The sequence below is a fragment of the Mucilaginibacter rubeus genome, from assembly GCF_014643835.1.
GTDB lineage: Bacteria > Bacteroidota > Bacteroidia > Sphingobacteriales > Sphingobacteriaceae > Mucilaginibacter > Mucilaginibacter rubeus.
Window position 1 is genome coordinate 57,626 of sequence record NZ_BMKD01000005.1, and the last position, 14,068, is coordinate 71,693.

A 14,068-nucleotide genomic window follows, 5' to 3' on the forward strand; every position below is an offset into this window, starting at 1 on the left:
GATACATTATTGATAAAAACCGGCTTTGCCCCCATATTTATATCATAAACCAATTATAACCCCATAAATGGTTTATTAATACCCCTTTTCATAATAGTTGCGATAGTAGCGTCTGTATGTTAGTAGTTACATGCAGGCGCTTTTTTAAAAACAGTATTCCGTTGGAAGCAAAAAAGTTACTCCCCCTAATCAGCCTTTTTTTTTTCTTTTTATCAGTTCGCAAAACAAACGCGCAAAGCCTTGGCGATCCTGTGGTGAGCATTACCGAGATATTCCGTCAGGAATATATTACTATATAATAGATTTAAAGAATTGGAATTTAATGAGCGGCTGGGTGATGGTGGTTTATTAGTCCATGGCCAATAGTCGATAGTCCATGGTAAATGTGACAGAAATGAGGCTTTGACTTCTACAGGTGACTTTTAACTTCAAGAGCTATGGACTATTGACCATCGTCTATGGACTTCATCCCCGCTACATTCAGCAAATAATTATCCATCATATCAATATCCACCACATCATTTAAAAAACCGATATGCATATCCGGGCGTATGATGAGGGCTTTCTTTTGGTTTTCTTTGATGGCGAAAGCATCGAAAATGTGTTGATTTTTTGTTGAAGGCGGCAGGTAAAAAAAGTTGAGACTGGCCCCATAGTTTTGGGTTATCCATTTGGCGATGGTAAACAGGTCGAGCTCTTTGAGCTTGCCTAAACAGATGAGCGTAAAACCCGGTTTACTGCACCATTCATGCAGGTCGGTTTCCACCTCCCGTTTTTCGTCGAACACTTTGAGATAAGGAAGCCTGTCGCCTGCTTTGATCTGGCTGGCATGGCTTAAGTTAAGGTTTATGGCGCTATCGCGATAGGAGATACCGGTTTGCGATACCCGTTTAAAAAAGGCTTCGCGAAGGCTGGGCTTCCTCCATACCCATTTTAAAACAACAGGCAGCAAATATTTCTTTAATAAGTTAATGAACCAGTTACGCGACAGGATCATTTTAAAGATCCGGTCGGTAGTATTGAGCAATTCTTTTGCTACAGGCATCCTTTCCTGCGCATAGCTATCTAACACCGATACCTTAAGCTGGTTATTAACCACACCTGCCAGTTTCCAGGCCAGGTTATAGGCGTCCTGCAAACCGGTATTCATCCCCTGGCCGCCAACCGGCGAGTGGATATGCGCGGCATCGCCAATTAAAAAGCAGCGCTGCTTCCTGAATTTATCGGCCATGCGGTGATGCAGGCGGTAGGTAGTGAACCAGTTGGTATGTTCAACAATGATCTGTTGTTGGGTTACATCCCGCAAATGCGGTAACACCTCTTCAATTTGAAGCTCGTCTTTTTTATCAAACTCATCGGGCAGGTTGCCTACCACACGATAGCTCCGTTCATCGGGCATGGGGAAAAAGCCCGCGAAACCTTTTTTTGAGAGGAACAGGTTAACCTTATCGCCAAAGTCGGAGTCTATTTTTATATCGGCCAAATAAAATTGGTGCTGGTAGGTATCCCCATTAAAAGGAATATTCAGTTGCTTGCGCACAGTGCTATGGGCACCATCTGCCGCAACCAGCCAATCGCAGGTAATGGTTTCTTTATCCTCGCCGCTTTGCAGTTTCAGTGTTACCTTATCAGCATCCTGGCTTAGTGACAGCAGCGATGTGTTCCAGTATACCGGGCAGCAGTTGAGGGTAATAAAATCCAGCAATAACCGCTCGTTTTTGCTCTGCGGGTACATCTGGATAAATGGAAAAGCCGTTTGCATTTCGCCAACATTGGCAAGCGAAAGACTGGCAACCTCTTCACCGTCCTGGTTAAACTGTACACCTCCTCCCCGTTTACCATCATTGAGCACTTTATCGACAATGCCCATCTGCCGATAAATCTCCATAGACCGTGCCTGAACTGCAAGCGCCTTTGAATGGGTGGTTGGTCCCTGCTTGCTATCAACAATTACCGGCTGCACACCATAGCGCAAAAGCTGGGCGGCCATCATCAAACCTGACGGACCGGCGCCTACTATTACAACCGGGGTATGCTGCTGGCTTATGGTCATTTATTGCCGTGATAGAGTAAAAAGATGGTTGGGCGCTTGTGCAGGTCAGGCACTTTCTTTTGCCATTCGGCAATGGTTTTAGTTTGCACAAACTCAGTTGCGGAGGTCAGGTCGCGGGCTATACAAAGCTTGGTTTTGGGATTGCCTGTTTTCAGGATCTCCTCAAGCATGGGGTTATTGCGGAAAGGTGTTTCGATAAATAGCTGGGTTTGATCAAGCTTTATGGCTGTGCTTTCCAGCTCTTTGATCTTTTTAGCACGAAGCACTTTATCAATAGGCAGATAGCCGTGAAATGCAAAACTTTGTCCGCTGAAGCCTGAAGCCATCAGCGCCAGCAAAATAGAACTTGGGCCAACCAGGGGTACAACCTTAATGCCCATGCGGTGGGCTTTATCCACAATCTCGGCACCGGGATCAGCAACACCGGGACAGCCGGCTTCACTCATCAAACCCACATCATTACCTGCTTGCAGGCCTTTAAAAAAGTCAGCCTTACCCATGTCGCGGTTATGCTTGCCATAATCATGGATCAAAAGCTCGCTTTGCGGGGTTTTCAAGCCGGCCTCTTTTAAAAAGCGACGGGCGGTTTTTTCATTCTCCACGATGTACTCCTTGATACTGTTTATGGTATCAGTAAGGTATGGTGTAAATGATTTTGCAGCCGCGTCATCGGCCAGCGGTACGGGAATTAAATAAAGGGTTCCATAGGGCATATTGCAAAGTTGGTGTTTTTTGTTTAATTTAAGCTATCAAAAGGAGGCTGAAAAATGAGGCAATTAGGCGCAAACTGGTTTATTGAAGGTCATATTGATTTTGAATACAAAAAATATATCCTGTTAAGTTACCTTCAGGAAATTAATAGTCACTTTGATAACAGCCGGTTATATCCCAACCTGGCCGACCTGATATTTCATTACAATAACCTCATCGATTTTAAAAAGAATAAATCGCTGTTACAGCAGGCTTTTCCGCAACGCTTAACACAGGCTGATATCGACGCCGTAAAGCTTACCTATCAAAAGATCATTATGGATGATCAAAGCATGCAGGAGATAGAGCAGATCATTACCTATGCCTTAGGCAAAATGGACCCGGCTATAAAAACCGGCAGGGACATTTATGATTTTGTAGAAAGCCATGTGAATATTGATCCGGTGGGCATTATCCCTTTAATGCCCTATCACGGTTATTTTTCGTTACAGAATGGCAAAGAACGCACCAACCGGGTCTACGAGTACCAGATCACTATTTTTGAAGGTAAGGATGATAAATACCGGGGCATTAACGTAGCTTTTGTTGATGCCTACGAACAAAGTATCACCAATACCCCCGAAAGTATTAAACTGCATCTCATAAACCGGAACAAGTTTATGCCCAACCCCGCGGTTTACTATGTACACAGCGATATCACTTTTCCGCTTGAGCAAACACTGCTGCCGGTGGCCAAAAGAAGCCTGGTGAAGTATATTTCGAATGCTGCGTAAGTGCTTATCAAATTATTTTTATTCAGGAAGCAAGGGTGGCACTGTTGCCTATTACGTTTACCTATCGGGCAAACCCTGAATCGCGCATGAAACAACGCTCCTCCCGGTTAGGCTTTTGCAACGTTGAAGAGCTTATGGCAAGCCCGGGCATTTAAGATGAGAGTTTGATGAACTCTCCGGAAGGAGAATCATACCCTGGGCCGAAAATTCAACCATGAAGGCTGCCAACGGGCGGTTAAAAGTGGCCGGTTCAATTGGCACATGCTCGCACATGTCAGGCTCTCACTTTTTTAGCTCCTATTTATCTACCCTTACCTATCTGTAATATACTATCTCTCAAGAAGATCGGAATCAACTTTATAATTATTACTGCTAATTGCTTTTCATATGATTATAAATCGTGAAATTATTTGTCTTACCTGGATAAATACTATCTGACATGAAAAAAAACGCAATAATATTGATTACCGGTTTATGGTTAAGCTGCTTTATCAGTGTGGTTCGGGGACAGGGAATAAAAGATTCTGTACTTAGCCTTCGGTCGCCGGATAAAAATATAACATTCAGGTTTCGTCAAAAAGTTGAGGCCGGGAAACATGCCATGTACTATAGCGTGGATTATAAAAACAAACCGGTAATTCTGCAGTCGGTTCTCGATCTGCAACTGGATAATGACCTTTCAGAAAAAGCAATGGCGCTGAAGGTAGATCAGCATAAAAACTGGTGCGAAAACCTGTTGATCACCGGCGTTGATTCATCCCGGCATGATACCACATGGGCACCAGTTACCGGAGAGCGGGCTATGATCCGGGATCATTACAACGCAATCAATATTACGCTGGTAAAGGATGACAATCCCATTTATGTAATGCAGGTGCAGGTAAGGGTTTATAACGAGGGGGTTGCATTCCGGTATTATTTCCCCGAAAACCCTAAAGGAACCTACTACAACATCACTGCGGAAAACACCGAGTTTCACCTGCCTGAAGGCACCCAGGCCTGGTTTGCCAATTGGGCACAAGCGCCGTATTACAAACTGTCGCTAAAAAACTGGCCCGGCGAAAGCGAACGGCCGTTAACCATCGAATTGCCTAACGGCCTTTTTGCAGCGCTGGGGGAAGCACAACTAATTGATTATGCACGCACCAAATTTAAGCTGAGTGCCGATAAACCATCCACCCTGGTAACCTCTATGTTTGGCGGGGCGCAGCTCATCTCGCCGATAGGCACGCCATGGCGGGCAATCATGATAGCTGAAAAACCGGGCGACCTGATTGAACATAATTACATGATGTTAAATCTTAATGAGCCATCGGCAATAGCCAATACTAATTGGATTAAACCCGGTAAAATCATGCGGGTAATGGCCATGACAACAAATGATGCAAAAACCAATATTGATTTCGCGGTAAAGCATAACCTGCAATATATTCTGTTTGATTGGAAATGGTACGGACCGGCATTTAGCTTTAGCTCGGATGCTACCAAGGTTGCTATACCTGATTTTGACCTCTCCGGTATAATCAAATATGGCAAGGATAAGGGCGTTGGTGTTTGGTTATATGTTAATCAGCAGGGTTTATTAGCCCAAAGTGATAGTTTATTTGCCATTTATCATAAATGGGGTGTAAAAGGCGTAAAATTTGGTTTTGTGCAGCAGGGCTCGCACCGCTGGACAACCTGGGTGGAAAAAGCAATTCAACAGGCGGCCGCTGCCCAGATCATGGTAAATATTCATGACGACTGGCGGCCAACCGGCGAGCAGCGTACCTGGCCAAACCTGATGTCGGCCGAAGGGATCCGTGGCAACGAGGAAATGCCCGATGCCACGCACAATACCGTGCTGCCTTTTACGCGATACATTGCCGGAGCAGCCGATTATACCTTCTGTTATTTTAATAAACGTATTAAAACTACCCATGCCCATCAATTGGCGCTGGCCGCAATTTATTACAGCCCGCTGCAAACGTTGTATTGGTATGACAAGCCATCGGCGGAGCATAATGAGCACGAACTGGAATTTTGGGACAAGATCCCAACCACATGGGACGAAACGAAAATAGTGCAGGGAACACCTGGCGAATACATTTCTACAGCCCGCAGGAGCGGAAAAGATTGGTTTGTAGGTACTATCACAAACAATGATGCACGTGAAATCAAACTTGACCTAAGTTTTTTAGAACCCGGTAAAAAGTATAAAGCGACTATTTACAGCGATGACCCGTCGGTGAATACTGAGACGCATGTTAGGGTCAGCAGTAAAACTGTTAACAGTAAAACAGTATTAAAACTTGCCCTGCTGCCATCAGGCGGAGAGGCGGTTTACTTAACTCCGGAAAAATAATCCATAATATATATAGCATACATGAGCCAACAGAATAAAAATAATTATGTAATCAGTGCAGATATCGGCGGTACGCATATTACGGCAGCGGTCATTGATCTGGAAAAAAAAATGATCATTGAAGATACCCGTACCCGGTTAACTGTGGACTCCCATGGAACGGCAACTGAAATACTTAAAACCTGGGCGGAAGCATTAACACAGGCTTATGAAAAATTCGGATCTCCGGCTCAGCAGGTTGCCCTGGCCATGCCTGGCCCGTTTGATTATGAAAATGGGATTTCACTGATCAAAGACCTGCATAAGTATGAGGCCATTTATGGTTTAAATATTAAGTTATACTTGTCGGAAGAGCTCAGGATAGATGCTACAAATATCCTGTTCCGAAATGATGCCGAAGCATTTTTACAAGGGGAAGTTGTAGCGGGAGCAGGCACCGGCTCCCGTAAGGTTCTTGGGCTTACGCTGGGCACAGGGTTTGGTTCAGCTTTGAGCATTGATGGCATTGTGAAAGATTTAAACCTGGGCGGCGGACCTTATAAAGATAGCATTGCAGATGATTATTTCTCTACAAGATGGTTCTTACGGCGATATCATGAAACAACCGGACTGTCCACTACCGGAGTGAGCTCGTTGATATCAATGTCCAAACACAGCGCTGTGGTCCGGAACATCTTTGATGAGTTTACATTCAACCTGTCGTTATTCCTCCGGGATATTATCCAAACCAAACGTCCTGATGTAATTGTTATCGGTGGCAATATTGCAAAAGCGTCGGGCATGTTTCTGGATGAACTTACCGCCAGGTTAACGGCATATGCTGAAAGTTTAAAAATAAAATTAGCTTTATTGGGAGAAGACGCGGCGCTGATGGGTGCTGCTGCGGCTTTTGATAGCAGGCGGGGACTTAATATCTTATTTAACGCCAATCATCCGGGTAATTAATTTTAACAACAATATGACCAATAAACCAGCTTTTACCGAGAAAAAATTCATCGTAACCTTTGTATTTGTAACCTCGCTATTTTTAATGTGGGGTTTACTGCATTCCATGAGCGATGTGCTGAACAAGCATTTTCAAAATGTGCTTAATCTCTCCAAATCTCAATCCGGCTTAATCCAGTTCTCCGTGTTTGGGGCTTATTTTATTATGAGTATTCCCGCAGGATATTTTCTAAAGAAGTTTGGTTATAAACCGGGCGTAATCCTGGGCCTGATTTTATTTGCCCTGGGTTTATTTCTTTTTGTCCCTGCAGCCAACGCGGCTTCATTTACTTTTTTCAGGATAGCCTTATTTATTATGGGCTGCGGTATGGCTACTTTAGAAACTGTTGCGCATCCCTTTGCAGCCGCCCTGGGCGATCAGCGCCGGAGCGACCAGCGTGTAAACTTCGCGCAAACATTTAACGCGGTAGGTACCATGATCGGTCCGGCCATCGGTTCTTATTTCCTTTTAGGTTCGGACACGGTGCGTTCAACCGATCTTACCTCTGTAAAAACGCTGTATGTGGCCATTGGTTGCGTGATTATACTTATAGCGGTTGCTTTTATGTTTTTGAAAATTCCGGTTTTAACAGATCCTCATGCAGAAACTACGGCCATCGATCCTGATGCGGTTAACGTGGACGTGGAGCCATCAAAAAAACTATATCAGCATTCGCATTTTGTATGGGCAGTTGCGGCACAGTTTTTTAACGTGGCGGCACAGGCCGGCACCTGGGCATATTTTATCAACTACGGTGTGGATATTATGCATTTCAGTAATGAAAAGGCCGGTTACTTTATGATTATTTTTATGGGGATGATGGCGCTGGGACGTATTGTGGGCACTTCATTAATGACTTATATAGCGCCCAATAAATTATTAGCGGCATTTGCCTGCGGCAGCATCTTAATGTGCCTGATAGTTGCACAGAGCCTGGGCTGGACGTCATACATCGCCCTGCTCATGATCAACTTCTTTTTTAGCATTATGTTCCCCACCATTTTTAGTTTGGGGATCAAAAACCTGGGCAGTCATACACAACAGGCTTCATCTTTTATAGCGATGGGGGTAGTAGGAGGCGCGGTATTTCCAATGATAATGGGGCAGATAGCCAATCATAGTGTCGCTCACGCTTATTACCTTCCGATCATCTGCTACGCGGTGATCTTTTTATTCGGCGCTAAATTTTATAAAGTTAAACACTAATGAAAAGTGCCCGGAGAAACATATCAACCCACATATTGCCTGCACACCATACTATCACACTCAATAATGTAACGATAAAAGCCGAGCCGGTAAACCAGGGCTTCAATAAACAATGGTGTTTTAATATGCCGGCAAGCGCCGATGCTGAAATTGTATTGAATTAAAATTATGAGAAGGTATTGTCTCTATTTTATTTTTTTAAGCTCGCTGATGTTGGTAGATCTGCCGGTAGCACAAGCGGCTGTTTGGCAATGGTCTGTGGCGGTTAAGCCTGCTGGTACCAAGCGGGATCCGTCAAGGGCTTTTTTATGGATATCGCCGAATTGTAAGCAAGTGAAGGCGGTCATATTCGCCCAGAACAATATGGAGGAGCAATCCATATTGGAAGATCCTCAATTCAGAAAGGAAATGGGCAAGTTGGGTGTTGCGGAGATTTGGGTTAGCCCGGCTTTCAATCTTAAGTTTTTGTTTAATGAGGGCGCCGGAGATCAGTTTAACACGTTGATCAATGACCTCGCTGATATTTCAGGTTATAGCGAATTGAAAACAGCGCCGGTGATCCCTATCGGGCATTCGGCAGCGGCAAGCGCGCCTTATTATTTTGGTGTCTGGAACCCTTCGCGTACGCTTGCTTGCATCTCAGTAAGCGGGCAATGGCCATATGTAAGAAACATTTTTGCTCCCGATATCTGGCGTAAAGATCAAAGCCTGGATTATGTCCCTTGTTTAGAAACAATGGGCGAATACGAAGCTGCCAACACCTGGAGCGATGAGGGATTAAAAGAAAGACAGGAACATCCGCTGCTGCCGTTGAGTATGCTATCCAACCCGGCACAGGGGCATTTCGCTACCACGCCTGAAAAAACCGGTTACCTGGCCTTCTACATTAAAAAAGCCATGGAGTACCGCTTGCCAAAAAATGTACCTCCGGGTAATGTTCCGAAATTGATTGATATCGATCCGACAAAAACCGGCTGGCTGGTTGATAAATGGCGCTATAATGAATTGCCCGCCGCGGATGCAGCACCTGTAGGCAGGTACAAGGGCGATGCTTCAAAAGCTTTTTGGTATTTTGATGAAGAAACAGCTCGGGCAACAATAACCTACCAGGCAAAACATCGTAATCAAAAACCACAGCTCATAGGTTATGTACAGCATGGCGGGATGGTTGAACAGCGTAATACGCACCAGCAAGTAAACCTGAAATTTGAACCTGAAGCCGATGGCATCACTTTTAAACTCCATGCTGCATTTTATGATACGGTGCCCGGGGGCAGTCCCCGCTTACCTGTTTGGGCTGGCATGCCGGTTGGTTCCGCTATAGGGCATGCTGCCGGGAATATTCCTATTGCTATTAACCGCATTACAGGCCCGGTTATCAAGATAAATGATTCCACTTTCAGATTGAGCCCGCAGGCCGGTTTTTGGGAGAACCCGCATAGTTATGAGTTGTGGTTTGCTGCTACCCATCCTGGAGATGCTGAGTATAAACCGGCCGTACAGCAATCACAAATGCTTGTGCCACCACACAATACAGCGGGGAAGGAGCAGCATATTACATTTTTTCCGGTCCCCAACCAAAAGGCACATGCAAAGGGAATAAAATTGGATGCCAGCTCAGATGCACAGGTGTCTGTGGGGTTTTATGTATTAGAAGGCCCGGCGGAGCTATCAGGCAATACATTAAATATTACAGCTATTCCGCCGAGAAGCCGTTTCCCGGTAAAAGTTACCGTGGTAGCCTGGCAATATGGTAATAGCCATGAGCCTAAACTGCAAACGGCAATGCCCGTTGAACAATCCTTTTTTATTGAAAAATAATTGAAACACTTTTAATATTAACCGTAGTTATGCTTCTTCTAAAAACTCAATGTGTTTCACCTAAAAGGCAATGAAATAAGCAGTATAGTCTTTTATTATACCCGAATTGATCGCCAATAATCAGTTAAGATCAAGAGTTAACGAAATATTTAACGGTGCTGCCCAGCGCTACATGAAACCTAAAGGAATAGAAGTATAGCTCGGGGGCCCTGCTAATAAGCCAGCAGCCGTTCCATGCTTTCTTCCAATCGCGCCTTGGCCAAAAACTGATCTTCCAAAGCTTTGTTCATGGGGATGGCTGTATCGAGGCTACCACAACGCATTACGGGGGCATCAAGATATTTAAAGCAATGTTCGGCCAAATGGGCCGCAATTTCGGCGCCGAAACCATTGGTGAGTGTATCTTCATGCAAAATCAGCACCCGGCCTGTTTTTTTAACACTGGTTTCCACCGCTTCCTGATCCCAGGGTTGCAGACTGCGCAGGTCGATGATCTCTATGGATTGATCGGGACGCTTGTCTGCATACTCCAATGCCCAGTGTACACCAAGGCCGAATGTAATTATACTGGCCTTTTCGCCTTGCTTAATCACATTAGCCTTGCCTATCTCTATCATTACATCATTATCGGGCACATCGGCGCTGATACTGCGGTACAGGTATTTGTGTTCAAAATAAATTACCGGGTTAGGATCGTCAATGGCGGCAAGCAGCAGGGCTTTGGCATCTGCCGGAAAAGCCGGATAAATCACTTTTAAGCCGGGAGTTTTGGTAAACCAGGCTTCATTGCTTTGCGAGTGGAAGGGGCCTGCGCCGGTACCTGCACCCGCGGGCATCCGTATTACCACATCAACGCTCTGCCCCCAGCGATAATGCGTTTTTGCCAGGTTGTTAATAACCTGGTTAAAGCCGCAGGTAACAAAATCGGCAAATTGCATTTCAACCACAGCTTTGTAGCCGTTAAGCGCAAGTCCCATGCCTGCACCAACAATTGCCGATTCGCAAATGGGGGTGTTACGTACACGCGCCTTACCAAACTCCTCAACAAAGCCCTGGGTGATTTTAAATGCGCCGCCGTATTCGGCAATGTCCTGTCCCATGATCACCAGGTTGGGGTGTTTGCGCATAGCTTGTTTAAGCCCGTCGCTAATAGCATCTATATAGCGCTTACTGGTAACCGGCGATGATTTTGGCTGTACAGCAGGAAAGCTGTAAGGCTTGTACATATCCTGCACCTCGGTGGCCACATCCGGTATAATATCTGTTTCGGCATAAGCCTTTTCAATTTCGGTTTCAATAAGGGCGGCGAACTCCTTACGGATAACAGAGATCATGTCTTTAAACAAAACCCCTTCGGTAATCAGGTACTTTTCAAAGTTTGTAACCGGGTCCTTTCCTGCCCACCACTCAAATAAATTAGTGGGAACATATTTGGTGCCTGATGCTTCCTCATGGCCACGCATCCTGAAGGTCATACATTCCAGCAAAACAGGGCGCGGATTTTCACGAATAGCTTTATTAAGTGAGGTTATGGTGTTATAAACTTCAAGCAGGTTATTGCCGTCAATACGGCGGCCTTCAATACCGTAGCCTACGGCTTTATCAACCAGTTCGCGGCAATTATATTGTTCGTTGGTTGGGGTTGAAAGGGCATAGCCATTATTTTCGATCAGAAATATTACCGGCAGTTTCCAAACAGAAGCTATGTTAAGTGCTTCGTGAAAGTCCCCTTCACTGGTGGCACCCTCGCCGGTAAAAACAAGGGTTGATTTTTTTTTAGCCGATAATACATCCGCTAAGGCAATGCCATCGGCCAGGGCAAGCTGCGGACCGAGATGGGATATCATCCCAATGATCTTATACTCCTGGGTACCGAAGTGGAAGGAGCGGTCGCGCCCTTTAGTAAAGCCCGAGGGTTTACCCTGCCATTGCGCCATTAACCGCGACAAAGGGATATTTCTCGATGTAAAAACACCGAGGTTGCGGTGCATAGGCAAAATATATTCGTCGGCATTCATAGCAAGGGCGCTGCCAACTGCTATGGCTTCCTGGCCAATACCCGAAAACCATTTGCCAATGCGGCCCTGCCTCAGCAGGATCAGCATCTTCTCTTCAACCATGCGCGGAAACAGCATTTTTTTATAAAATTCCAGCAAAGTATCATTATCGAGGTTTTTCCTGTCAAAAATCATAACGTAAAACTACTGAAGTTTTTAAAACTTTGTATGTTTGGTGATACTATCCAAAAACTATGAAGCGCACCTCTATTTTCATCATTATATTACTGCTCATGATCGGCTTTGCGGCCAGTTCGCAGGATTTTTTCTTATTGCCACATAATTTTTACGTTCACAAAGGCGATAAGCTTAACCTGCACTTGTTGAGCGGCAACGAGTTTAAACCCGAAAATGAATTTAAGTTTGCCACAGCAAAGGCAACTAAATTTATGCTGTATGAAGGCTCAAAGAAAACGGACCTTTCAAAAGTCAGTAACTCTGCCGATAGCAGTCTGCTTGTCTATGAGCTGCAAAACTCCGGTCTTGCACTTTTTGAACTGGTAAGGGATGATGAAACAGAATCGGAAAGGAATAAATTTATCAGAGCACTTGAAAGTGAAGGCCTTGATAAAATGGCCGAAGAAGCCCGGGCCAGTAGTCAGCAATACTTTGTTGAAAAGTATCACCAGTCAAGCAAAACCCTTATTTCTGTTGATAAAGCTAACGGTAAGGACTTTGATAAACCCCTGGGTGAGGAATATGAAATTGTAATACAGCAAAACCCTTATAAATCAAGCTATGGCGATGATGTTACCGCTCAAGTGCTTTTTAGAGGTAAACCTATGAAAGATGCTGTGGTGATGCAATATGTACGTACTTTGAACGGCACCATCGTTCCGCAAAAATTATTGAGCGACAGCAACGGCCTGGTATTTTTTAAGCTGAGCCGTGAGGGGGTATATATGGTCAGTTCAACCCATGTTGAACCATCGCAGGATAAAAAAGCCGATTATGAAAACTGGAGCACTACTTTCACCTTTGCCTTCAGCAATACCGATGATGTGCCAAATTCATACAGGGAATTTGGATTTGGAAATAAGCATTGATTTTTTAGCAGCATTTGCAGGTTTTAGTAGCGGGTTAAAAATATAGAGACCTCATTTCTTCCCTTTTGTCGGTGATTGGGAGGGGACTGAAACCTTAATTACCTACCTGCTCGCTGAAACCGCGTTAGTAAGTTTTACAAAATCCTCTACACTCAATCTTTCCGCACGAAGATCGAGGACAGGTTCATCAGTCAATTTTTCTTTGTTGATGAGTGATGATATGGCGTTGCGCAGGGTTTTGCGGCGCTGATTAAAACCCGCTTTTACTATCTGCCAAAATAGCTTCTCGTCGCAATCAAGTGTTTGTTTATCGTTGCGTGTAAGCCTGATCACTGCCGAAAGCACCTTGGGCGGAGGATTAAATACACCGGCCTTCACCGTAAACAGGTATTCCACTTTATAATAGGCTTGTAAAAACACGCTGAGTATACCATATTCCTTGCTGCCTGGTTTGGCGGCACAGCGTTCAGCAACCTCTTTCTGGAACATGCCCACTACCTCAACCACCTGCTGGCGGTTGTCAAGCACCTTAAAAAGTATTTGCGATGAGATGTTATAGGGGAAATTACCGATAATGGCAAAGTTTTCGGGAAAAATGCTTTTAAAATCAAGCTCCAAAAAATCGGCATTGATAAGGCGGGTACCTAATTGCGGGTATTTTTTTTTCAGAAAATCGTACGATTCGGTATCAATATCAATGAGTGAGGTTTCATACTCACTTTTTTGCAGCAGGAAATCAGACAATACACCCATGCCCGGCCCCACCTCAAGCACATGGCCGAAACGCCCTTCGGGTTTCAGGTTGTCAACTATCTTTGCTGCTACGTTTTTATCAGTAAGAAAATGTTGCCCTAAATGTTTTTTTGCCCTTACCAATGTCATTATTAATCAAATATTTGAGCAAATTAAATCATATTTGTGCTTTTATCAGGAACTATAAGCTTAAAATCTTTTATTTGCGAGATGAAAGCTTAAAGCTAAAGGCCTAAAGTCTAACGCTTAACGCCCGATTTGGTGTAAATTTAAATAATAAACAATCACAATTAGAATCAGTGAAAATCATCAAGTAATT

General features: G+C 44.5%; 11 protein-coding genes. 7 read left to right on the forward strand and 4 right to left on the reverse strand.

Features of this window, described 5'->3' with window-relative positions; translation table 11 throughout:
* Positions 1 to 442: 442 nt before the first annotated feature.
* The gene (locus IEX80_RS17095; protein WP_090532099.1) at positions 443 to 2,053 is read right to left on the reverse strand and encodes an FAD-dependent oxidoreductase; all 1,611 of its coding nucleotides are present in this window, start codon (positions 2,051 to 2,053) and stop codon (positions 443 to 445) included.
* Positions 2,050 to 2,766, reverse strand: coding sequence for an SAM-dependent methyltransferase (locus IEX80_RS17100; RefSeq protein ID WP_090532101.1), 717 nt, complete (start codon positions 2,764 to 2,766; stop codon positions 2,050 to 2,052). Before IEX80_RS17100 ends, IEX80_RS17095 begins: the two co-directional genes overlap by 4 nt.
* A gap of 54 nt (positions 2,767 to 2,820) precedes the next feature.
* On the opposite strand from IEX80_RS17100, the gene IEX80_RS17105 reads away from it, so the two are divergent.
* From IEX80_RS17105 to IEX80_RS17130, 6 genes are all read left to right on the forward strand, one after another.
* Positions 2,821 to 3,537, forward strand: coding sequence for a hypothetical protein (locus IEX80_RS17105; protein WP_090532103.1), 717 nt, complete (start codon positions 2,821 to 2,823; stop codon positions 3,535 to 3,537).
* Between the two features lie 439 nt (positions 3,538 to 3,976).
* Entirely contained in the window at positions 3,977 to 5,881 is a 1,905-nt protein-coding gene (locus tag IEX80_RS17110) for a glycoside hydrolase family 97 protein (RefSeq protein WP_188833581.1), read from the forward strand.
* Between the two features lie 21 nt (positions 5,882 to 5,902).
* Positions 5,903 to 6,826 (forward strand): ROK family protein, encoded by a 924-nt coding sequence (locus IEX80_RS17115; protein WP_188833582.1) that lies wholly within the window; start codon positions 5,903 to 5,905, stop codon positions 6,824 to 6,826.
* Between the two features lie 13 nt (positions 6,827 to 6,839).
* The gene (gene fucP / locus IEX80_RS17120; protein ID WP_176625756.1) at positions 6,840 to 8,072 is read left to right on the forward strand and encodes an L-fucose:H+ symporter permease; all 1,233 of its coding nucleotides are present in this window, start codon (positions 6,840 to 6,842) and stop codon (positions 8,070 to 8,072) included.
* Positions 8,072 to 8,236 (forward strand): hypothetical protein, encoded by a 165-nt coding sequence (locus tag IEX80_RS17125; RefSeq protein ID WP_175490065.1) that lies wholly within the window; start codon positions 8,072 to 8,074, stop codon positions 8,234 to 8,236. Before fucP ends, IEX80_RS17125 begins: the two co-directional genes overlap by 1 nt.
* Before the next feature lie 4 nt (positions 8,237 to 8,240).
* The gene (locus IEX80_RS17130) at positions 8,241 to 9,893 is read left to right on the forward strand and encodes a hypothetical protein (RefSeq protein ID WP_229701666.1); all 1,653 of its coding nucleotides are present in this window, start codon (positions 8,241 to 8,243) and stop codon (positions 9,891 to 9,893) included.
* Positions 9,894 to 10,105: 212 nt separating this feature from the next.
* Here the strand turns inward: IEX80_RS17130 and IEX80_RS17135 are convergent, their stop codons facing one another.
* A complete protein-coding gene (locus tag IEX80_RS17135) occupies positions 10,106 to 12,085 on the reverse strand; it encodes an alpha-ketoacid dehydrogenase subunit alpha/beta (RefSeq protein WP_188833583.1) in 1,980 nt (659 codons plus the stop codon).
* A gap of 59 nt (positions 12,086 to 12,144) precedes the next feature.
* Between IEX80_RS17135 and IEX80_RS17140 the strand changes: the two genes are divergently transcribed.
* Entirely contained in the window at positions 12,145 to 12,996 is an 852-nt protein-coding gene (locus IEX80_RS17140) for a DUF4198 domain-containing protein (RefSeq protein WP_188833584.1), read from the forward strand.
* 102 nt (positions 12,997 to 13,098) lie between these two features.
* Here IEX80_RS17140 and rsmA read toward each other — a convergent pair whose 3' ends face one another.
* Complete coding sequence (rsmA, locus tag IEX80_RS17145; protein ID WP_188833585.1) at positions 13,099 to 13,878, reverse strand: 16S rRNA (adenine(1518)-N(6)/adenine(1519)-N(6))-dimethyltransferase RsmA; 780 nt, start codon at positions 13,876 to 13,878, stop codon at positions 13,099 to 13,101.
* Positions 13,879 to 14,068 lie beyond the last annotated feature (190 nt).

Coding starts and splice junctions, on each gene's coding strand:
- rsmA (WP_188833585.1), bottom strand. CDS start 13,878: ATGACATTGGTAAGGGCAAAAAAACATTTAGGGCAACATTTTCTTACT.
- IEX80_RS17105 (WP_090532103.1), top strand. CDS start 2,821: ATGAGGCAATTAGGCGCAAACTGGTTTATTGAAGGTCATATTGATTTT.
- IEX80_RS17130 (WP_229701666.1), top strand. CDS start 8,241: ATGAGAAGGTATTGTCTCTATTTTATTTTTTTAAGCTCGCTGATGTTG.
- IEX80_RS17115 (WP_188833582.1), top strand. CDS start 5,903: ATGAGCCAACAGAATAAAAATAATTATGTAATCAGTGCAGATATCGGC.
- fucP (WP_176625756.1), top strand. CDS start 6,840: ATGACCAATAAACCAGCTTTTACCGAGAAAAAATTCATCGTAACCTTT.
- IEX80_RS17135 (WP_188833583.1), bottom strand. CDS start 12,085: ATGATTTTTGACAGGAAAAACCTCGATAATGATACTTTGCTGGAATTT.
- IEX80_RS17140 (WP_188833584.1), top strand. CDS start 12,145: ATGAAGCGCACCTCTATTTTCATCATTATATTACTGCTCATGATCGGC.
- IEX80_RS17110 (WP_188833581.1), top strand. CDS start 3,977: ATGAAAAAAAACGCAATAATATTGATTACCGGTTTATGGTTAAGCTGC.
- IEX80_RS17125 (WP_175490065.1), top strand. CDS start 8,072: ATGAAAAGTGCCCGGAGAAACATATCAACCCACATATTGCCTGCACAC.
- IEX80_RS17095 (WP_090532099.1), bottom strand. CDS start 2,053: ATGACCATAAGCCAGCAGCATACCCCGGTTGTAATAGTAGGCGCCGGT.
- IEX80_RS17100 (WP_090532101.1), bottom strand. CDS start 2,766: ATGCCCTATGGAACCCTTTATTTAATTCCCGTACCGCTGGCCGATGAC.